At 61.0% G+C, this 20,926-nt stretch carries 19 protein-coding genes; 15 read left to right on the plus strand and 4 right to left on the minus strand.

Annotated features, from left to right (window positions below; translation table 11 throughout):
- Positions 1-19: 19 nt before the first annotated feature.
- Positions 20-505 carry a hypothetical protein gene (locus ACO056_RS04860; protein WP_421852637.1) on the minus strand — a complete coding sequence of 162 codons (486 nt, stop codon included), beginning with the start codon at positions 503-505 and terminating at the stop codon, positions 20-22.
- A 265-nt stretch (positions 506-770) separates the two neighbouring features.
- On the opposite strand from ACO056_RS04860, the gene ACO056_RS04865 reads away from it, so the two are divergent.
- The 10 genes from ACO056_RS04865 (at position 771) to ACO056_RS04910 (ending at position 12,629) form a co-directional block, all read left to right on the plus strand.
- Positions 771-1,229, plus strand: coding sequence for a hypothetical protein (locus tag ACO056_RS04865; protein ID WP_421852640.1), 459 nt, complete (start codon positions 771-773; stop codon positions 1,227-1,229).
- Positions 1,230-1,396: 167 nt separating this feature from the next.
- Complete coding sequence (locus ACO056_RS04870; protein ID WP_421852642.1) at positions 1,397-2,335, plus strand: hypothetical protein; 939 nt, start codon at positions 1,397-1,399, stop codon at positions 2,333-2,335.
- A gap of 219 nt (positions 2,336-2,554) precedes the next feature.
- Complete coding sequence (locus ACO056_RS04875; RefSeq protein WP_421852645.1) at positions 2,555-5,311, plus strand: class I SAM-dependent DNA methyltransferase; 2,757 nt, start codon at positions 2,555-2,557, stop codon at positions 5,309-5,311.
- Positions 5,308-6,495: a hypothetical protein gene (locus ACO056_RS04880; RefSeq protein ID WP_421852648.1), complete on the plus strand. Its 1,188-nt coding sequence runs from the start codon at positions 5,308-5,310 to the stop codon at positions 6,493-6,495. Before ACO056_RS04875 ends, ACO056_RS04880 begins: the two co-directional genes overlap by 4 nt.
- Positions 6,492-6,689 carry a hypothetical protein gene (locus ACO056_RS04885; RefSeq protein ID WP_421852651.1) on the plus strand — a complete coding sequence of 66 codons (198 nt, stop codon included), beginning with the start codon at positions 6,492-6,494 and terminating at the stop codon, positions 6,687-6,689. Before ACO056_RS04880 ends, ACO056_RS04885 begins: the two co-directional genes overlap by 4 nt.
- The gene (locus tag ACO056_RS04890) at positions 6,686-7,450 is read left to right on the plus strand and encodes a hypothetical protein (RefSeq protein ID WP_421852654.1); all 765 of its coding nucleotides are present in this window, start codon (positions 6,686-6,688) and stop codon (positions 7,448-7,450) included. The genes ACO056_RS04885 and ACO056_RS04890 overlap by 4 nt, the downstream gene beginning before the upstream one ends.
- A 146-nt stretch (positions 7,451-7,596) precedes the next feature.
- A protein-coding gene (locus ACO056_RS04895; RefSeq protein ID WP_421846432.1) for an IS3 family transposase occupies positions 7,597-8,747 on the plus strand; the annotation gives its coding sequence in 2 pieces (ribosomal slippage) (positions 7,597-7,849 and positions 7,849-8,747; 1,152 coding nt in all).
- 283 nt (positions 8,748-9,030) lie between these two features.
- Positions 9,031-9,360, plus strand: coding sequence for a hypothetical protein (locus tag ACO056_RS04900; RefSeq protein ID WP_421852657.1), 330 nt, complete (start codon positions 9,031-9,033; stop codon positions 9,358-9,360).
- Between the two features lies 1 nt (position 9,361).
- Complete coding sequence (locus tag ACO056_RS04905; protein WP_421852660.1) at positions 9,362-11,455, plus strand: DEAD/DEAH box helicase; 2,094 nt, start codon at positions 9,362-9,364, stop codon at positions 11,453-11,455.
- Positions 11,448-12,629 carry a GIY-YIG nuclease family protein gene (locus tag ACO056_RS04910; RefSeq protein WP_421852663.1) on the plus strand — a complete coding sequence of 394 codons (1,182 nt, stop codon included), beginning with the start codon at positions 11,448-11,450 and terminating at the stop codon, positions 12,627-12,629. Before ACO056_RS04905 ends, ACO056_RS04910 begins: the two co-directional genes overlap by 8 nt.
- 9 nt (positions 12,630-12,638) lie before the next feature.
- On the opposite strand, the gene ACO056_RS04915 is transcribed toward ACO056_RS04910, so the two are convergent.
- From ACO056_RS04915 to ACO056_RS04925, 3 genes are all read right to left on the minus strand, one after another.
- Positions 12,639-13,214: a recombinase family protein gene (locus ACO056_RS04915; protein WP_421852666.1), complete on the minus strand. Its 576-nt coding sequence runs from the start codon at positions 13,212-13,214 to the stop codon at positions 12,639-12,641.
- Between the two features lie 489 nt (positions 13,215-13,703).
- Complete coding sequence (locus ACO056_RS04920) at positions 13,704-14,297, minus strand: hypothetical protein (RefSeq protein ID WP_421852669.1); 594 nt, start codon at positions 14,295-14,297, stop codon at positions 13,704-13,706.
- Positions 14,298-14,643: 346 nt separating this feature from the next.
- The gene (locus tag ACO056_RS04925; RefSeq protein WP_421852672.1) at positions 14,644-15,354 is read right to left on the minus strand and encodes a hypothetical protein; all 711 of its coding nucleotides are present in this window, start codon (positions 15,352-15,354) and stop codon (positions 14,644-14,646) included.
- Between the two features lie 109 nt (positions 15,355-15,463).
- On the opposite strand from ACO056_RS04925, the gene ACO056_RS04930 reads away from it, so the two are divergent.
- Genes ACO056_RS04930 through ACO056_RS04950 form a run of 5 tightly spaced genes read left to right on the plus strand, consistent with a single transcriptional unit; the run spans position 15,464 to position 20,920 of the window.
- Positions 15,464-16,660 carry a class I adenylate-forming enzyme family protein gene (locus ACO056_RS04930; RefSeq protein WP_421852675.1) on the plus strand — a complete coding sequence of 399 codons (1,197 nt, stop codon included), beginning with the start codon at positions 15,464-15,466 and terminating at the stop codon, positions 16,658-16,660.
- Complete coding sequence (locus ACO056_RS04935) at positions 16,650-17,345, plus strand: TetR/AcrR family transcriptional regulator (RefSeq protein WP_421852678.1); 696 nt, start codon at positions 16,650-16,652, stop codon at positions 17,343-17,345. The genes ACO056_RS04930 and ACO056_RS04935 overlap by 11 nt, the downstream gene beginning before the upstream one ends.
- Positions 17,342-18,814 carry an acetyl-CoA carboxylase biotin carboxylase subunit gene (locus tag ACO056_RS04940; RefSeq protein ID WP_421852681.1) on the plus strand — a complete coding sequence of 491 codons (1,473 nt, stop codon included), beginning with the start codon at positions 17,342-17,344 and terminating at the stop codon, positions 18,812-18,814. Before ACO056_RS04935 ends, ACO056_RS04940 begins: the two co-directional genes overlap by 4 nt.
- Position 18,815: 1 nt before the next feature.
- Positions 18,816-19,316 carry a biotin/lipoyl-containing protein gene (locus ACO056_RS04945; protein ID WP_421852684.1) on the plus strand — a complete coding sequence of 167 codons (501 nt, stop codon included), beginning with the start codon at positions 18,816-18,818 and terminating at the stop codon, positions 19,314-19,316.
- On the plus strand, positions 19,313-20,920 hold the full coding sequence (locus tag ACO056_RS04950; RefSeq protein WP_421852687.1) for an acyl-CoA carboxylase subunit beta: 1,608 nt from the start codon (positions 19,313-19,315) through the stop codon (positions 20,918-20,920). Before ACO056_RS04945 ends, ACO056_RS04950 begins: the two co-directional genes overlap by 4 nt.
- The last annotated feature ends 6 nt before the right edge of the window (positions 20,921-20,926 follow it).

Raw genomic sequence — 20,926 nt, forward strand, 5'->3', positions numbered from 1 at the left:
TATGGGCCTCGCGCGTCGTTCAGACCTTCAGCTTGAACCCCGGTTCCCGGCGATCGTGTTTCAGCATCGCTCTGATTCGCTTCGTGCCCGCATGACGGATGAACGCGTTGAAGTACTTTGAGGGCACGTTGTGCAGGTGAGCATACTGCATTGCATCGCCAAGCTCGTTTCTGCGCTTGGCATCAGCGATGAAGCGGCGATCCGCGCTCTCTGACGGACCACTCCGGGTCATCGCTGGTGCGGTGATTGCAGGCAGTTGGACCAGGATCTGCATCACCAGAAGCCCTTGTTTGAATGGCTGACCAGCGACGCCTCGTCCGCGTCTGTGTTCGCCCTCCAGCTTGGCGACGAGTGGAGCTAAGGTGTGCTCCTGCTCTCGGCGGATAAGGTTTCGGATCAAGCGGTAGCTCGATCTCCGCATCCAATCGTCCGGGTGCTCGATCAGGATGCGTTCGGCCGGTGGAAGGTTCGAGAACCGGTCGAGGCGACGCAGCCATTCGACCATGATGCGTTGAGCACGCCTTTCAAAGTTCTGCGTTGCAAGCGCAGGAGATTGCGTCCGCCTCGTCATTCGCTGTTTTATCCTTCGTCAAACGGATACAAATTTGATTCCGTTTATCCGTTTACAGCCGGACAAAACACATCAATTTTGCCCTAATCTATGAATGTTTGGCGGCATATCTCGCCCGCAAATGGTGGAAAATCATGATCGGTAAAGAGACTCCATGGGTTGCGAATTTGGCGCCCTCTTTCCAACGATGGAGTTGAACATGACAAAGAAGAAGACCTCCAATGATCATGCACTGGGCGCATCACGAAAGTCAGGATCGAATGTCGCCAACGCACGCTTGGCCAACGATGGTGCCGTCAAACCGGGCAAGACAACGAGTAAGATAGGGCAGAGGCAGCCCGCTACAGGACGTACAGAGCCCGAGCTGCTGAGCGACGCGGATTGTCGCAAGGAGCTCAAGCGGCTTCGGACGATCCTTGCCAAGCTGACTGCGACCGGCGGATCATCCGCGAAACAGCGATACTTCGATGAGAAGTGGCTCGCGGCCCGGTGGGGCCAGTCGGTAAAGTACGTCAGAGCGCAACGCTACAAGGGTGAAGGACCGAGGGTGACCTATCTGGGGCGCAGTGTCCGCTATCGCCTTCGTGAAGTGCAGGCTTATGAGGCGGCGAACACGTTCCCGAGCCGGATCGCCAAGGATCAGGCCAGCAAGCAGTAGCGCTCGTAAGATCTATGGGAGGGGGCATTTGCGCCCGCTCCCATAGTGGTCGGGCCATGAAGTATATGTAGGCAGCGTGGCCAACAGCAGCAATCTGCTCAGTTTGGTGTCCTCGAGTGCTCTTAACCACCCTCGGGACTTGCTCTGCTCCAGCAGGATTTTTCCAAATGTCAAAATACCCTGTCAGGTCGCCTGAAGCGACGCTGAATCACCAACTCTCGAAAGCAGGTGCCTTCTGTAACCGTGTTGTACGGGGCATCAATCATCTCAAACCCTCGAAGCTTGCTCGGCGCAGGCTCGAAGCTCTCATCGGTATCAACGGATGCATGGGGGACATGCGGCTGTGCGATGTTGTCGCTCGGCAGAAGGCTGCGGAGATTCTTTTCGAGGTGATCGACGATCTCGAGCCGGTCTTTGACGAGCCTAGCATGAGGTTCTTCCATATCACGTTCGCTGACGATCTAGGCCTAACGTCCGATCGGACTCCCATATTGAGAGTCGGTGCTCTCAAACGGAAGGTATACAAAGCGATCAGGGCACTCGGCCTGTCCGCGATCGTTGAGGTCGAAAACCAACCCCTCCTGAACTACCCTGCTGGCGGCGAGGGACGAACTCTGATGTTGCACGCCCACGCAATCGCATGGGGAAAGGTATCTCGGCGTAAGTTCCAGGATGCAAAGAAGGAGTTGAATGGGTCTCGCTCGTGGAAAAACGCGTTCGACGCACAGCCCGTCATGGAGCGTGAACTGTTTGACTTCGACGAGGTCAGGCGAATGGCGTGCTACGTCGCAAAGCTACCGCATGACGGAAAAATCCGGGTGCCCAAGGGGGACGGATATCGCTTCCAGACCGTGCTGCAGGGTTATCCCGACAGGCTAGCGTTGCGCATCGCCGAAGGGCTATCCCACTACTCGATCTTCGACGCAGTCTTCAGCGTTGGCGACGGCAAGCACCTCAGGTCGATCTGGAAGCGCAGGCTCGTCGAATGGCATCGCGACAGGTTGAACCGCGCTTCCAAGGTCCACGACTTCGACGTAGACGCATTCTGGCGGCGACGCCACTCAAGCAAGCGATCAGGCTACGACAAACCATTCGAGATCGATTGATGATAGGTTGGCTTGATGAGGGAGGAAGGGGCAAGCCGTATCGATGGGTCACGCGCCGCGTTGAGAGCTTGCCGCGCTTGGCCATTGAAACAGCCAACTCTGAATTTCGGAATTCACTTCCGCCAAGTTTAAGTGGTGGAGGTGTTTTCCGGATTCCCTCGCATGGACAGACTCGGCCATCGCTGGACGACCCTTGCGTTGGAGCGCTAAGCTCCCCCCATGAACCCCGTCGAGATCGATGAAGCCGTATCCACCCTCGCGCTCGAACCGTTTGATCGGGCCGAGTTTCCGTTCCAGTTCCTGCGCGCCTTCGGGAACAAGGAGACCGCAATTGCGCGGTTGAGGGCGGGCAACACCAATCAGTCAGACGTGCCCGGCGCCGTGCTCCAGCGCGGCAACATCCATATCGCCGCCTGCGCGCCCGGAGAGGTGGACGCGACGCTCGCCGCCCTGCGCGCCAGCGCCAAGACAGCATCGCAGAAGGCGAAGTTCATCCTCGCCACCGATGGCATCGAGTTTCAGGCCGAGGACATGAGCGGGGGCGGCACGGTTGCCTGCGCCTATGCCCAGTTCGCCGATCACTTCGGCTTCTTCCTGCCGCTGGCTGGCATCACCACGGTCGAGCAAATCCGCGAGAGTGCTTTCGACATCAAGGCGACCGGGCGGCTCAACAAGCTCTATGTCGAGCTGCTGAAGGACAACCCGGATTGGGCCAGCGCCGATCGTCGGCACGACATGAACCACTTCATGGCGCGGCTGATCTTCTGCTTCTTTGCCGAGGATACCGATATCTTCGTGGGCGAGGGGCTGTTCAGCCGCACGATCGAGCAGATGAGCGCGCGCGATTCCTCCGATACGCACCTCGTCATGGCCGAAGTGTTCCGCGCCATGGATACCAAGCTGGCCGATCGTGCGGCGGCGGGGATCAAGCGCTATGCCGATGTGTTCCCCTATGTGAACGGGCAGCTCTTCTCCGGCTCTACCGAATGCCCCCGCTTCAGCCGCATCGCGCGGTCCTATCTGCTGCATATCGGCAGCCTCGATTGGCGACGCATCAACCCGGACATCTTCGGCTCGATGATCCAGGCCGTGGCGGATGATGAGGAGCGCGGCGCGCTGGGGATGCACTACACTTCGGTGCCGAATATCCTGAAGGTGCTGAACCCGCTGTTCCTCGATGACCTGCGTGCCAAGCTGGAGGAGGCGGGCGATAACGCGCGCAAGCTGCTGAACCTGCGCCAGCGGATGGCGAAGATTCGCGTGTTCGATCCGGCTTGCGGTTCGGGCAACTTCCTTGTGATTGCCTATAAGCAGATGCGGGAGCTTGAGGCCGAGATCAACCGGCGGCGCGGCGAGCCCGATCGGCGCAGCGACATTCCGCTCACCAACTTCCGCGGAATCGAACTGCGCGATTTCCCCGCCGAGATCGCCCGGCTGGCCCTGATCATCGCCGAATACCAGTGCGACGTGACCTATCGTGGGCAGAAGGAGGCACTTGCCGAGTTCCTGCCGCTCGACAGCCAGAACTGGATTACTTGCGGGAATGCCCTTCGGTTGGATTGGCTGAGCATCTGCCCGCCGACCGGGACGGGGGTGAAGGTGCAGGCGAACGACCTGTTCGAGACGCCGTTGGATCAGGCAGAGATCGATTTCGAGAATGAAGGAGGCGAGACGTACCTGTGTGGCAACCCCCCATACTCGGGTTTTAGCTCACAAGAGGACGAGCAGAAAGATGACCTCAAAGATCTGTTCCAAGCGATAACACCATATTGGAAGTCGTTCGATTACGTGATGGGATGGTTCTACAAAGCCAAGATGTTCATAAAAGGTCAGAACGCGCGGGCGGCGTTCGTTTCAACAAATTCAATATGTCAAGGTCAGCTTGTGCATATGTTTTGGCCTCTGATATTGAGCGATGGAGCGCGCCTATTTTTTGCGCATTCCTCCTTCAAATGGCAGAATTTAGCCTCCAACAACGCAGGCGTTACCGTTGTTGTCGTTGGCATTTCGCACAATGACGGCAAAGAGGCAAAAATCTACGACTCTGGCGTTGATGGCAGCGTCGTTGAACGCGCTGTTTCAAACATTAGCCCATACATCGTGGCTGGCCCCAATCTTTACATCGAGGCGGCTTCAAAGCCCTTGAACGGTCTCCCAGTGATGTTCTGGGGCAACAAGCCAACGGATGGAGGACACCTTGTCCTTTCCCCGGCAGATAAGAGAATTGCGCTTACTGAATTTCCTCAGGACCAGCCATTCTTACGCCCATATTATGGGTCAGATGAATTTATCAAAGGTATTCCAAGGTTCTGCATTTGGGTTGACGACCAACAGGCGCGAGATGCTCCATTCAGCTCATTCCTGAACAAGCGCATTGAGCAGGTGAGGGTTTTTCGGGAGGCCAGCAAGGCGAAAGAAACTCGACCAGCCGCACTTTATCCGCACCGGTTCCGACAAGTTCAGGGGTGCCCCGGTCAGCGCACCGTTATTGTTCCCATCCACACAAGTGAGAACAGGAACTTCCTTCCCGTTGGAGTGCTTCCAGAGGGATGTATAATTTCCAACGCTGCCTACGCGCTCTATGACGCGCCAGTCTGGTGCATTGGGCTAATCGCTTCGAGCTTGCATCTGGTGTGGATTGCCACTGTGTGCGGCAAACTGGAGACGCGATATCGGTATTCCAACACACTGGGTTGGAATGCCTTCCCAGTCCCCACCCTGACCGACCAGAACAAGGCCGACCTCACGCGCTGCGCGGAGGACATCCTCCTCGCCCGCGAGGCGCATTTCCCGGCGACGATCGCTGACCTCTATGATCCCGAAGCCATGCCCGAAGACCTGCGCGCCGCGCACGATCGCAACGACGAGGTGCTGGAACGCATCTACATCGGCCGCCGCTTCCGCAACGACACCGAACGGCTGGAAAAGCTCTTCGAACTCTACACCAAGATGACCGCCAAGGGGAAAGCCGCATGAACGCCCGGCGCGAACCGGGGTGGGACGCCAAGGCAATCAGCGCGGTGATCGCGCAGCACTATGACGGGCGGCTCGCCAACCTGTTCCAAGCGCATGGCTGGCCGGAACGCGGTCAAGCGATGATGCCTGCGCAGGGGCAGAGGATCGTTAGCGTCTATGGCAGCGTGGAGGCATTCGAGCGCGCGCATCAAGATGGCCTCGCTGGCAATCAGGTGCTCAATCCCCTCGCGACATTAGAGGGGCCTGATCCCAAGGTCGTGCTCACCGCCTATTGGGGTTTCACTCCCGAAGACTGGCCCTGCCTGACCTTCACCGACGAAGGCCGCTTGCGCACGATCCTTGCGGAAACCCAGCCCGGCTTTCTGGGCGTGGTCTATGGCAACAACACGGCCAGCGTCCCGAAGGAGATGCGCGGACGGGTGGTCGGCATCTATCAGCTTTCGCATCAAACAGGCGATACCGAGACCTTCCTTTCCCCCGCTGGCCTGAAGCGCAAGCATGAGGTGGAGCCCAAGGCCGGTTCATGGAACCACGCCTTCCGCGCCCTGCGCGCGTGGCAGGTCGCACCCGATAGCGCGCCGCTGGTCTCCGACTTTGCCAATGAGACCTATGCGACCGAGAGAGGCATGGCGATCAGCCGTTTCGGCGCGTTCCTCACCCGAACCGAAGCCCGCAAGATTCTCGATCTTGAACTCGTGCCAAGGCCGCTGTTCGGCGCCGAGATGACCTCGGACTTCGTGCTGGAGCGGGGGCGCGATGCACTGAAGCCCAGCCGTCCCGGGCCCGTCTCACAGTCCGCTTACATGGTGCGGGAAGCGGAAGGGCCCAAGCACCTCTACATCCTGCAGTTGGAAGGCAATGCGGATCATTTCCTCGGCTATGCTAGCGAAGGCAGGCGCATCATCAAGGTCGGTTTCTCGCGCAGCCCAGCAGTGCGCCGGGATGATCACAACCGCGCATTGCCCGCTGGTGCCTATCGCTGGCGTATCCTGAAATCGACGCTGGATGAAGGGCTCGATCCGTATCCCGTCGCCGCCCATGCCAAGGCCGGCGAGCAAGCCATGATCTCAGACCTCATTCATGCGGGGCGCCCCCTCGGCGGGGAGTTCTTCCTTGCAGACGACGAGGCGATCGAACGGACTTGGGCGATCGGGAAGAATACGGCAGGAAGCGCGTCAGCATGACCACCGCCCAGCCCATTCCCGCCGTCAGTTTCCAGACCGCGCGCAGGGGCGTTTCCGCGATGGCTAAAGCCTTTGGCGTGCGCCTGATGCAGGAGCGCGCATGCATCGGCCTCCGCTTTCGCAACCACACAGTAAGGCTGGAAAAGCTCTGCGTACTCGATACCAAGTTGACGGGCAGGAAGGCAGCGGCATGACAAAACCTGATCGTGTCTTCTTGCAGATGTGGAGGCCTACGCGCGAGCACCTGATTGCCAGCCACGAGTTCTATGTTGCGGAGGGCAAGCGACGCCTGCTCGATCATTTCACGGATGAAAGCATGGAGGCCGACGCCAATGCGTTCGCAGACGCATGGCTCGCAGGCAGGCCCTTTGACCCCGATCGCGACGATCCTGGTTCCGATTATGAGCAATCATGGGATGAAAGCGTCAGCTTTTATCAGAGGCTCTCTGATCTGCGCGACAACACGCGTCTTAGCATCATAGCGGGCATGTTTCACGAGTGGGAAAAGCAAGTGCGGGACTGGTTGGGTCGAGAACTTGGCCACCACGGCTTCGGCAAGCATGCGCATGCTGCAGTTTGGTCGGTGAAGCTCGATGAGCTTTTCGATCTCTTCGAGGCCTGTAGTTGGCCGGTGCGCACGCTCGGATTGTTTGATCAGCTGTTCCGATGCCAGCTGGTCACTAACGTCTACAAGCATGGGAATGGACCTTCTTTCGAGACCTTAAAAGCCATCGCGCCCGATCTGGTTGGCAAGAAAGACGGCCTTCCGGCATTTTTCGTCTCCGCCTTGGACTACTCGTCCTTAGCCGTCAGCGACGATGATCTGCTGCGCTTTGCCGATGCGATCACTGCATTTTGGAATGAGCTGCCAGAGAACATCTTCTTCTCTCAAGTGAGTCAGGTGCCGAAGTGGCTCGATCGTGCACTTCGCAAAGAGCGCGAGGATAGACGCTAATGCTCAGGCTCATTGATAGGCCAGCGGCGACATGAACGACGCGGTCATTGGCTTTGTCGGCGTGCTCGTCGGCGTCGTTGCCACTGACGTGCTCCCCTGAAATGTGACCGCTTTTTGGTAGAGTCTGGCGCAAGGAGTCGGACGATATGAAGCGAAGCAGGTTCAACGAAGAGCAGATCATAGCGATCTTGAAGGAGCAGGAGGGCGGATTGCCGACGGCGGAGGTTTGCCGCCGCCACGGGATCAGCTCGGCGACGTTCTACAAGTGGAAGTCGAAGTTCGGCGGGCTGGAGGTGTCCGAGGCCCGGCGGTTGCGAACGCTCGAGGAGGAGAACTCCCGGCTGAAGAAGCTCTTGGCCGAGGCGATGCTCGACAATGCCGTGTTGAAGGATCTGGCATCAAAAAAATGGTAACGCCCGGCGCCAAGCGGGAAGCCGTCGCCCATGCCCGGGAGCATCACGGGGTGAGCGAGCGTCGGGCGTGTGCATTGGTTGGCGTGAGCCGCAGGGTGATCCGTTACGAGCCGACACGGCCGGATGACGGCACGCTGCGGCAACGGTTGCGCGAGCTGGCGGCGGAGCGTCGCCGGTTCGGCTATCGCCGCCTGGGCTATCTGCTGGCGCGGGAGGGCATCGCACCCAATCACAAGAAGCTGCTGCGCATCTACCGGGAGGAAGGGCTGCGCGTGCGCCGTCGTGGCGGGCGCAAGCGCGCTCTGGGCACACGCAGGCCAATGGTGTTGCCCGATGGCCCGAACCAGCGCTGGTCGCTCGACTTCGTCTCTGACAGCCTGATCTGCGGTCGGCGCTTCCGCATCCTGTGCGTGGTCGATGACTACACACGCGAGTGCCTGGCGCTGGTGGCCGATACATCACTGTCGGGTGCACGGGTGGCCCGGGAACTGACCGGCCTGATGGGCATCCGGGGGAAGCCGCATACGGTGGTCAGCGACAATGGCACCGAGCTGACCTCGTCGGCCATCCTGCGCTGGTCGCAGGAGCGCCGGGTCGAGTGGCACTACATCGCGCCGGGCAAGCCGATGCAGAACGGCTTCGTCGAGAGCTTCAACGGGCGCCTGCGCGACGAATGTCTCAACGAGACGCTGTTTACCTCGCTAGCTCATGCCCGGTTCGTGCTCGCTGCCTGGCGGCACGATTACAATACGGTCAGGCCACACTCCAAACTGGGCGGGAAGACCCCCGCCGAGATCGCCGGCCAACGTGTCTGGGGGCATGCCCCCAGACACGTTGCCATCCCCTCAAACACCCATCATGAAGGAGCGAGACTCTACCTCTGACTGGTAACAATCAGGGGAGCACGTCACCACCATCGGAAAGGATCTCGTTGCCTATTGGATCGGACGACGCAATTCTGGACGATATGCTGCCGTTCGTATCGTTTGCATCCTTGACCAGTATGTTGAGAAGTGCGTCGAGGTTGTTGGCGATGATGGCACTGCCGAAGGTAGGCCCGCTGGTAGGACCGACAGCGGAGAAGAATACTACGCACCGCAGGTCGACTCTCCCGAACCGCCTGCCTTTCCCGATAACATCGACTGGACAAGTATAAGCCCAGACCTAATGTATCGCATCCTTTCTCTACCTAACATCGCGCTTGGGACCGAACGGTTCGTCATTGCAGCTTCCGAACATTCATTTCCTCCGGATTACGAAGAGCTTTTTCAGGCGCGCTGGGAAGGCTATGCAGACCTCGGTCTCGAAGCATTCGCCATTGTTGATGCGTTGAGACGCAAGTTCAGTTTGCCCAAAAACTCAATTGCGATCGGCAATCCTGATTGGGACTCTGCGAAGTTTCTTCGCCAAAAGAAGGAGGAAGTCCTGCGTTTGAAAGCAGCCGAGCGGGCCTCAAGCAGAGCTTTTCTGGAAGAGATCACCGAGACGACAAACTAGCATGACCACCGCCAAACCCATCCCAGCCGTCAGCTTCCAAACCGCGCGAACCGGCGTCTCCGCAAAGGCCAATGCCCTTGGCATGCGCCCGATGCAGGAGCGCGCCTACAACAAGCGCGGCGAGCAGTATCTGCTGATCAAGTCGCCGCCGGCCTCGGGCAAGAGCCGCGCGCTCATGTTCATCGCGCTCGATAAGCTCCACAATCAGGGGCTGCGCCAGGCGATCATCGTCGTGCCGGAAAAGTCGATCGGCGGCAGCTTTGCCGATGAGCCGCTCGCTTCCTACGGCTTTTGGGCCGATTGGACCGTGAAGCCGCAGTGGAACCTGTGCAACGCGCCGGGGCCGGACGAGGAGCGGGTTGATCCCTCCAAGGTAAAGGCCGTGCGTCAGTTCCTTACCAGCGGCGATCCAGTGCTGGTATGCACCCATGCCACGTTCCGCTTTGCGGTGGATGCGCTGGGCGTGGAGGCCTTCGATGGCCGTCTAATCGCGGTGGACGAGTTCCACCACGTCTCTGCCAGCCCGGACAACCGGCTGGGCGCGCAGCTCGCCGCCTTCATTGCCCGCGACAAGGTCCATATCGTGGCGATGACCGGCAGCTATTTCCGGGGCGATGCCGCCCCGGTGCTGCCCCCTGAGGACGAGGCGAAGTTCGAGACCGTTACCTATACCTACTACGAGCAGCTCAACGGCTATGAGCACCTGAAGGCGCTCAACATCGGCTATTTCCTTTACGGCTGGGACCCCAACAGCAAGAGCCATGGGTACCTATCAGCGATCGAGCACTGCCTCGATCCCGGCCGCAAGACGATCGTCCATATTCCTTCGGTCAATGCGCGCGAGAGCACGAAGGACAAGGTCGCAGAGGTGAACGAGATCCTTCACTACCTCGGCAAATGGACCGGGGCCGATCCGGTAACGGGTTTCGAACTGGTCGCGCTGCCCGATGGCCGGGTGCTCAAGATCGCCGATCTGGTGGATGACAGCGATCCCGCGCGCCGGGCGAGGGTGCTTGCCGCGCTCAAGGACCCGGCGCACAAGAACGACCGCGATCATGTCGACATCATCATCGCGCTGGGCATGGCCAAGGAAGGGTTCGACTGGATCTGGTGCGAGCATGCGCTGACCGTCGGCTATCGCTCCAGCCTCACCGAGATCATCCAGATCATCGGCCGCGCCACCCGTGATGCGCCGGGCAAGGAGCTTGCCTCCTTCACCAACCTCATCGCCGAACCCGATGCCAGCGAAGCCGCCGTTGCCGAGGCAATCAACGACACCCTGAAAGCCATCGCCGCCAGCCTGTTGATGGAGCAGGTGCTCGCACCCCGTTTTACCTTCACGCCGAAGAACCGCGGCCCGCTGCCGGATTTCGACTATGGCCCCGCTGGCTATCAGGAAGGCAAGGTCAATATCGGCGTGAACGAGGAGAGGGGGCAGTATCACTTCGAGATTGCCGGCCTCGTCGAGCCGAAGAGCCCCGAGGCCACCCGCATCGTGCAGGAAGACCTCAACGAGGTGATCGCGGCTTTCGTCCAGACCAAGACGGTGGCCGAGCGCGGCATGTTCGACGAGGAGACGCCGCCGCAGGAATTGACTCAGGTCGCGATGGGCAAGATCGTGCGCGATCGGTATCCCGAGCTCTCGGCAGAGGACCAGGAGGCCGTGCGCCAGCATGCCATCGCGGCGCTCAACCTGACGCAGAAGTCCAAGGCACTCGCGTTGGGGTCAGCTGCTGCAGACGACGGCGAAATCCGTGCCAACACCGCTCTGATCGACGGCGTTCGCCAGATCGCCCTGGACGTGCGCGAACTCGACATTGACCTCATCGACAGCATAAATCCGTGGCAGGCGGCCTATGCCGTGCTCTCCAAGGCTATGGACGAAAAGGTGCTCAAGCAGGTGCAGGCGGCGATTTCCGGCAAGCGCACCAAGATCACTGCCGAGGAGGCCAAGGACCTCGCCGCGCGAGCGGTGAAGTTCAAGAAGGAGCGCGGGCGCCTGCCCTCGATTACCACAGCGGATGCATGGGAACAGCGCCTTGCCGAAGGCGCGGCAGCCTTCATGCGTTTCAAGGCGGAGGGCCGCTATGAGTGAGCTCGACCTTGATGCCCTCGCCGATGAACTGGCCGATTTTGCGCCAGCCGCGAAGAAGCAAGCCTCCTACACCCCGCGCGAAGAGCGCATCATCGCAGGGTTCGAGGATATCGAACGCTTCTACGAGGAGCACGGGCGCCTCCCGCTGCATGGCGAGGACCGCGACATTTTCGAGCGCCTCTATGCCGTGCGGCTGGACCGCTTGCGCGCACAAGAGGACTGCCGCGCCCTGCTGGCCACCTTCGACAAGCATAGCCTCCTCGATAGGGTCGCGCCGGATGTCGAGGAAGAGGAAGACCTAGATCCTGACGATCTGATGGCGGAGCTTGCGGGCCTTGGTGAGGGCGAGGACATCACCCAGCTCCGGCATGTTCGCTCTGCCGAGGACAAACGGGCGGCGGAAGAAATCGCCCGCCGCGAAAAGTGCCTCGATTTCGCGAAGTTCGAAGCCTTGTTCAGGCAGGTGAAGGAAGATTTGGCGAACGGTACGCGCATTACCCGGCCCTTCGAACTTAAGGCCGAAATCCGCCCTGGCGCATTCTTCATCGTGTTCGGCCAGATTTGCTATGTGGCCGAGATGGACGAGATGTTCACCAACCCTCAGGGCCGCACCGATGCACGTCTGCGCGTGATCTTTGATAACGGCACTGAGAGCGGCATGTTGATGCGCTCCCTCCAGCGCCAGCTCAACGAAGACGACGCCGGTCGTCGCATCACGGACCCGGCACCAGGTCCTTTGTTCGCTGATCGGGCAGAAGATGGTGAGGCAGAGACAGGCACGATCTATGTCCTGCGGAGCAAGTCAGAGCACCCGGTTGTGGCTGAGCACCGCGAGATCATGCACAAGATCGGTGTCACCAGCGGATCAGTGGAAGCCCGAATTTCCGGGGCCGAGAAGAGTTCGACCTATCTGCTCGCAGGTGTCGAAGTGATCGCGACCTACAAGGTTTACGGCGTGAACTGCCAGAAGCTCGAAAGCCTGATCCACAAGGTGTTTGCGGCCGCGCAGATCAATCTGTCGATCCCTGACCGGTTCGGCCACATGGTCAAACCGCGTGAGTGGTTCCTTGTGCCGCTCAACGTGATCGATGAGGCAGTGGGGCGCATTCGTGATCGCTCCATCCTGCATTGGATTTACGATCCTAACGCTGGTCGTCTAGTGGAAGCGCGGTGACGGTTCCACTCAGGTAGTCTGGCTTGCACGTTGGATAAGCGAACGGCTGACACCATACTCTTTGGCCAACTGACCAAGTGAGGCGCCTTCCTGCCTCCTTTGCCGAACGAGGACTTGCTGCTCATCTGTCAGCGACTGCGGCCTTCCCAACTTCTTGCCTTGAGCTTTCGCGCGTAACAGACCTGCCTGTGTGCGCTCAACAAGCAGATCTCGTTCAAACTCCGCAACGGCGGCGATCACCGACATGGTCATCTTTCCAGCTGGGCTCGTGAGGTCAACGCCGCCGAGCGCGAGGCAGTGGACCCGAACATTCATGTCGGCCAGTCGCTCGACTGTCGCGCGTACGTCCATCGCATTGCGGCCCAGTCGATCTAGCTTGGTGACCACAAGAACGTCATCCCAGTCCAACCGGTCCATTAGCCTGCGGAAGCCTTCGCGCTCCATTGCAGCGGTAGAGCCTGAAACGGTCTCGGCGATCACACGCCGAGGCTCAAGGCGGAAGCCCGCAGCTTCGATTTCTAAAACTTGGTTACTTGAGCACTGGTCGCCAGTGCTCACGCGGACGTAAGCAAATACTCGTGACATATCGCACCTGTATTGAAAGTGTGTTTCGAAAATTAAGCTGTATCGTAAATAAGATCAAGCTAAGTTTCGTAACAAGCAAGCAAGGTGTGTCAAAAACGAGCGTTTTATGTGTGAAATGACTGTATCAGTAATAGTTCCATAAAAGATGCATATTATTTTGGATATCAAATCAATAAACCTTTAGATTGATTGGGAATCTATTAATTTACAAAATTCTTATAATCAGCAAGCGCTGAATTTATACGAATTTCGACCGCATGCAGGCTGATATCTGTCAGTCAGCTCGTCTTGGGCTAGTGATACCAAACAGAGCAAGCAGCGAGCTCCTTATAGCAACGATCTTCAATCAGTCTGTCAGTTCTATGCTATTGTGCGACTACCAAGGGCTTCCATTCAATCGTGGCGGCGAATGGCAGGCAGCCAGCGCTGCTCCAATCACCATTGCCTTATTCATGTTCTCGTATGGATCGGTCCGAAAGTCTTTATACGTCAATCGGGGAGGCTAAGGGTTGCGGCGGACGAGCGCATTCGTTTCTTGATGCGTTCGAAGATGCGAGGCAGCGTCAATGCAGGGACTCCCCCCTTTCCGCGCGCCTCTCCAGTGCACGAGTCATCTCGAAACACAAGGAAGCGGCTACTCTCGACGATGCCCAAGTAGTCGCAGGACCCCGCAAAACTACTGGATGGATGGTTCGCAAATTTACGGCTCGCCACTTCGATCGCCCATCGCTCAGTCGGGGAACGATCGCGCCATTCGAGAATGAGGTCGATCTCATCGCGCTCCTCATGGCGATACGCGAAGGCTTTGCATCGCTCACCGACGAGGTCGAGGATGCTCACGACAACAAATGACTCCCATCTCGGCCCGATGAAGCCATTGAGACGCTGTTGGCGAAGTTCGTCGACCGAGCCCCCTTTACGCCCAGCCCTGTCGAGCATCTCTAGGAAAATGGTTGGGCTTTGGAAGATCAGTCGCCGATGTAGTCCGCTGTCGCGAACATAGAGCGCTTCATAGCCGTCATTCCGCCGGGCGCGGTCCTCGAACGGGAGTGGAAGAAGGAGGTAAGCTCCAAGGTCGGTCATCAGAAAATCACGCGCGCCTTGCGGGCTCATGCCAAGAAATGGATCACGAATCCGTCGCCGTCGGTTCGTTTCCTCGGCGAAAGCACCCCAATGTCTAGTCCACCCCAACAACAGCGGGGCCGGCGACTCCAACGTCCCCATACTGACCATCGCTGCCGATGATGACCCGAGAGAACGGATAGTTTTCCGACCATCTGCCAATCAGTTCCGCAGCGGTCTGTCGGTTGCGACTATCAAGGCAAAGTTCGGTTGCGAGGCTTGGAGCCAGCCTGTCGGCCCCAGTGAGCATGAAACCTGCAGCGAGGGCCGCAATTGAGAGCATCACCATCGTGGTCCCTAATCCGGGTCAGTTGTTGTGCGGGGCGTAAAGATCGTCATCCGTAGGCTGGCGACGGGGCTGAGGCTTTGTGCTATCGCTGGCTGCCGCAGCTTCTGCCCCTGCAGCCTCAGCTTCGGCTTGTGCTGCTCTTGCTTGCTCGGCTGCCGCATCGGCGGCAGCGGCTGCATCAACTGCTGATTTCTCCGCCGATGCCTCAGGCACGGCGGCTTCGTCTGCCTTCTGTTCCGTGTTGGCAGGCGGTTTGCCATTGACCAGAAGCCCGTCCCGGAGGCTCGCCGGATCGACTGCGACTGTGAACGCTGCCGTGGCCGGCTCCTCGGCAGGCTGCGAGAAGTTCACCGTCCAACGAAGGTGCGGCATGGTGACGATGTCCTGTCCAGCGCGGGTCGTGCTGGCATCAATCTGCAGGCTGCCAGCGCAGATGATCTGCTTGAACGGGCTTTCGACGCCGGCTCCGGTGTAGACGCCAACATCCGTGAACGTGACGTGGGCCTCTTCGAGAGACTTGGCCAAGGCAGCGTCCAAGCCTAGCAGCGCCACCATGTAGCCTCGGTCGGACACAGCTTTAAGCATCATGTTCCGCACCTCTTTGCCTACAACGTCTTGGACGTCTGTTCGCTGACATGCGGTGACAGCCACCGTGGCCGCCTGCTCGGCTTGGGGTGCGCAACTGGCGAGAGCGAACGGCAGAGCCGCAGCAAAGATCATTACCTTCATGGATTTCCTCGTGATGCTGGCATTTTGGCGGTCCCGCTCAGATGACGCATGAGTGATAGGTGACTCCGTCGATGGTGATGAGGCCAGGGCCGCTTTGGGATAAACGCCTGTGCATGGCTTTGCAGACCGCGGCGAAACACCAGCGCAACGCAGAGCATCGAAGGGACGGACTTGGTGGCAGCTGCCAGCCAGGTATGTTCGATGCCTTCCTCGTCGGCAGATATCTCGCTCACTTCAAGCCACATACACCAGCGGCACGACATCCGCGCCCAAAGGCGTGAGCAACACGCATCTGGCCTGCTACCTTGCGGCATTGGGCGGCGTGATCGACATGGCGCTGGTTCCGGCGGACCGCATGGCGGCGATGATGCCGATGTTCCATACGGCGCAGCTCTATGCGCTGTGCATGCCCGCGATTGCGGCGGGCGCGACGATCTACCCACTGCGCGGCTTCAACGCGAAGCACCTGCTCGACCTGATCGCTGGCCACCGCATCTCGGTGATCTTCGGCCTGCCGATGATGTACCGCGAACTGCTCGCCGAGCAAACCGCCCGCCCGCGCGACGTTTCATGCCTGCGGCTTGGCGTCTATGCCATGGCGCCGATCGGCGCGCAGGAACTGGCACGGCTGCGCAAGGTGTTCGGCTTCGGCATGGCGCTGCTGTTCGGGCAGACCGAAATGAATCCGATCACCGCGATCCTGAAGCCCGATTTGCATGACAGCCATGCCGGCGCGATGGGCACGCCTTCGGCCAATGTGCAGATCGAGGTGCAGGACGAGCAAGGCCGCGCGCTTCCGCCGGGCGAGCGCGGGGAAATCGTTTATCGCGGGCCGCAGGTGTTTGCCGGATACCTCCGCGATCCCGCCGCCACCGCTGCCGCCTGCCGCGACGGCTGGTTCCGTTCAGGCGATGCCGGATACTTCGATGCAGACGGAGTGCTGTGGTTCACCGACCGCTTCAAGGACATCATCAAGAGCGGCGGCGAGAACGTCTCCTCGCTGGAAGTCGAGACGGCGATCTACACCGCCGCGCCCGGTATCGGCGAAGTCGCGGTGGTCGGCCTGCCGCATCCGCACTGGATCGAGGCGATCACCGCTTTCATCGCGCTGGCTGAGGGCGCGCAGTATGACGAGGCGGCGCTCATGGGCACGCTGCGGGAAAGCCTGAGCGCGTTCAAGCGGCCCAAGGCGCTGATCGTGGTCGAGGCTTTGCCCAAGACCGCGACCGGCAAGGTCCAGAAACATGTGCTGCGCGCGCAATATGCCGCCCACTACAGCCAGGAAGGCGCGTCTGATGACGACTAGCACCCGCAAGCGGGCCGAGCGGCTTTCGCCAGAACAGCGCCGCGCCGAGATTGTCGCTGCGGCGCGCGAACTGACCCGCGAACGCGGCTTCGATCAGGTCGGCATGGGCGATGTCGCCCGCGCGGTCGGCGTCGTCGAAGGCGCGGTCTATCGCTATTTTCCGAGCAAGGACGCGCTGCTGCTGGCGGTCGTTTCGGAGTGGTACGAACGCGCGCTGGAAGATTATGACCGCGGGCTCAGGCTGATCGAAGGCTGCCGCAACCAGCTGCGCTACATGGTCTGGCGTCACCTCGACATGGTGCACCGCGATCCGGATCTCGCGGACCTCGTGTTCAAGAAGATCCGCGCGCTGCCGAACTACCGCGAGACCGTGGTCTACGACCTCAACCAGAAGTACACGATCCTCACCACCGGCATCGTTCGGCAGGCGATGGAGACGGGCGAGCTCAATCGCAATGTGCCCCTCAGGATCGTGCGCGATCTGCTGTTCGGCAGCGTCGAGCACCACTGCTTTGCCTATATCCGGGGTGAGGGCGATTTCAGCCCGGTCGACGCGGCAGAGGCGATTGTCGATATCGTCTATCGCGGGCTGCAGGCGCCGGTTCGGGAACCCGCCGCGCTGGACCGCCTTGCTGCGCTGACCGACCGGCTGGAGGCGATCGCCAATCGCGGGGAGCGCACATGAGCGGGCGGGCCATCGGTACGGTGCTGGTCGCCAATCGCGGCGAGATTGCCTGCCGGGTGATCCGCACCCTGCGGCGCCTGGGCCTGCGCAGCGTGGCGGTCTACCACTTCGTCGACCGGGATGCGCCGCATGTGCGCATGGCGGATGACGCGCGGGAACTGCAGGGCGCGGTTCCGGCGGGGGCCTATCTCGATGCCGCGCAGATCATTGCCGCTGCCCACGCTGCGGGGGCCGATGCGATCCATCCGGGGTATGGGTTCCTTTCGGAGAATGCGGAGTTTGCGCGGGCTGTCGAGGACGCAGGCCTCGTTTTCGTCGGCCCTTCTGCTCAGACCATCGAACTGATGGGCGACAAGATCGCCTCGCGTGCATTTGCCGAGGCGCAGGGCGTGCCGGTGGCACCGAGTGCCCTGGACACCGGCGATGCTGCCGCCTTTGTTGCGGCGGCCGAGGCGATCGGCTTTCCGCTGCTGATCAAGGCTTCGGCAGGCGGCGGCGGCAAGGGCATGAAGATTGTCGCGGTCCGCGAGGAACTTGAAGGCGCGATCAGCGCGGCGCGCAGCGAGGCGCTGCGCTATTTCGGGGACGAGCGGGTCTATGCCGAAAAGCTGGTGAGCCAGCCCCGGCATATCGAAGTGCAGGTGCTGGGCGATGGCGCGGGGAAGGTTGTGCATCTCCACGAGCGCGAATGCTCGATCCAGCGCCGGCATCAGAAGGTGGTGGAAGAAGCCCCCGCACCGAACCTGGCTGCGGACTTGCGCGAGGCCATCTGCACGGCGGCGGTCAATCTGGCTGCGGCGGCGCGCTATCGCAATGCGGGTACCATCGAGTTCATTCTGGGCGGTGACGGCGCGTTCTACTTCCTCGAAATGAACACCCGCCTGCAGGTGGAGCATCCGGTGACCGAAGAAATCACCGGGCTCGATCTGGTGGAATGGCAGCTGAAGATCGCTGCGGGCGAGCCTCTCACGCTCGAGCAGGAACGGCTGGGCGTGCAGGGCCACGCCATCGAAGTGCGCATCTGCGCGGAGCAGCCCGAGTTCGATTTCCGGCCTGCGACGGGTGTGTGCGGGGTGCTCGATTGGCCGGAGGCGGCACGGATCGAATCCGGCATTGCCGAAGGACAGCAAGTAACGGCAGCGTTCGATCCGCTGCTGGCGAAGCTGGTGGTCCACGCGGAGACGCGCGCCGCGGCGGGGGACAAATTGGCGGCGGCGCTGCGCGAGACGACGCTGCTCGGGATCGCGAACAACATCGATTACCTGCACCGCATTGCCGTGCATCCGGCGTTCAGCGCGGGCGAACTCGATACCGGCTTTCTCGCGCGGCATGCCGGGGAGCTGGTGCCCGAACCCGGCGCGCCGCCGGTGGCCGCCATCTGCGCCGCGCTGGCGGGCGATCCGGCGTTTCGCACGATGATCGCGCGGGTGCCGGACCTCCATGCCGCCATCGGCGGGTGGAGCAACTGATATGCAGCTGAAATTGGCCTTTGCCGACGTTACCACAGACATCGCGGTCGATCGCCTCAAGCCCGAGCTTGCCTTGCGGATCGATGGGCAGCCGGTGCGGCTGAGCCTTGCGGACAGTTCCGACCCGCGCCGGTTCTCGTTTCTGCTGGATGGGATGCCGCACACCGGCTGGATCTATCGCACCGCCAGCGAGGTCTTCGTGCGGACCGGCGGGGAGACCACGGTTTTCGCGCTGCCGGGTACGGTGGAGGCAGGCGCTGCGAGCATCGAAGACGAAGTGCGCGCCGATATGCCGGGGCTCGTCGTCTCGGTCGATTGCGAGCCCGGACAACAGGTCCGCGCCGGGGACAAGCTGATGGTGATCGAAAGCATGAAGCTGCAATCCACGATCACCGCGCCGCGCGATGCCGAGATCGCGGCGGTGCCGGTTGCGGTCAATGCCTCGTTCGATCGCGGCGCGGTGCTGGTGGCGTTCAAGAGCCAGAGCGAGGAGGGCCAGTGACGATCCTGCCATCTGCGGTGAAGACCGACAGCGAGGACTTCAAGCTGCGCTATGCGCACAACGCCGGGCTCATCGCCGAATTCCGCGCGCGGCAGGAAGCGGCCCGCCATGCGCGCGGCGCTTCGGCGCTGGAGCGGCTTTCGAGCCAGGGCAAGTTGACGCCGCGCGAGCGGATCAGGCTGCTACTCGATCCCGGCACGCCGTTTCTCGAATTCTCCACGCTGGCGGCCTGCGAGGCCTATGGCGGCGAGGCGCCCTCGGCCAGCTGCATCACCGGGATCGGCGTCGTTTCAGGCCGCGAGGTGGTGATCCACGCCGATGACCCCACGATCAAGGGCGGCGCCTGGTATCCGCTCACGGTCAAGAAGATCGTCCGCGCGCTTGATATCGCGCTGGAGAACCACCTCCCGGTGGTACACTTGTGCGATTCCGCGGGCGGCCAGCTGACGCTGCAATCGGACCTGTTTCCCGACAAGTACATGGCGGGGCGGATTTTCCGCAACCAGTCGCTGCTGAGCAAGCGGGGGATCAAGCAGGTCGCGCTGGTCTTCGGGCATTGCACCGCGGGCGGGGCCTATGTCCCGGCCTTGAGCGACTACAGTGTGATCGTGCGCGGCACCGGCGCGGTGTTTCTGGGCGGGCCGCCGCTGGTCAAGGCTGCGACGGGCGAGATCATTACGGCGGATGCGCTCGGCGGCTGCGATCTGCACACCGGGGTCAGCGGGGTTTGCGACTATCCGGCGAACGACGAGCGCCATGCCATCGCGATTGGCCGCGATATCGTGGCGCAGTGGGACCTGCCGAAGACGTACCTGACGCGCGAGGCCACGGCCGATCTGCCGCTCTACGATCCGCGCGAGCTGTACGGCATTCTTCCGCGCGACATCAAATCGGGCTTCGACATGCGCGAGGTGCTAGCGCGGATCGTCGATGGCAGCCGGTTTCACGAGTACAAGCCGGCGTGGGGGCCGACGCTGGTCTGCGGCTATGCGACGATCTGGGGCTACCGTGTCGGCATCCTCGCCAACAACGGCATCCTGTTCAACGACAGCTCGAAGAAGGGCGGCCATTTCATCGAGCTGTGCAACCAGAACAACACGCCGATCCTCTTCCTGCAGAACATCACCGGCTACATGATCGGCGCGGAATATGAGGCGGCGGGCATCACCAAGGACGGCGCGAAGATGATCATGGCGCAATCGTGCAGCCATGTGCCCAAGCTGACGGTGATGTGCCATGCCTCGTTCGGCGCGGGGAACTACGGGATGTGCGGCCGCGCGTTCGACGGGCGCTTCCTGTTCAGCTGGCCGAACCACCAGATCGGCGTGATGGGCGGCGAGCAGGCGGCCAACACGCTGGCGGAAGTGAAGCTGCAGCAATTGCGGCGCGGCGGGACGGAGCCATCGCCCGAAGTGCTCGATGCGGTGCGGGCGGAGACGCTGAAGGCATTCGAGACGCAGCTCAGCGCGTATCACGCCACGTCGGAATTGTGGGACGACGGGATCATCGACCCGGCCGATACCCGCAACGCGCTGGGCATCGCGCTTTCGGCAATAGCGCATGCGCCAATGGAAGAGCCCGGAAACGGCGTGTTCCGGTTCTGATGGCGA

It is taken from the genome of Novosphingobium sp. (assembly GCF_965228995.1).
Lineage (GTDB): Bacteria > Pseudomonadota > Alphaproteobacteria > Sphingomonadales > Sphingomonadaceae > Novosphingobium.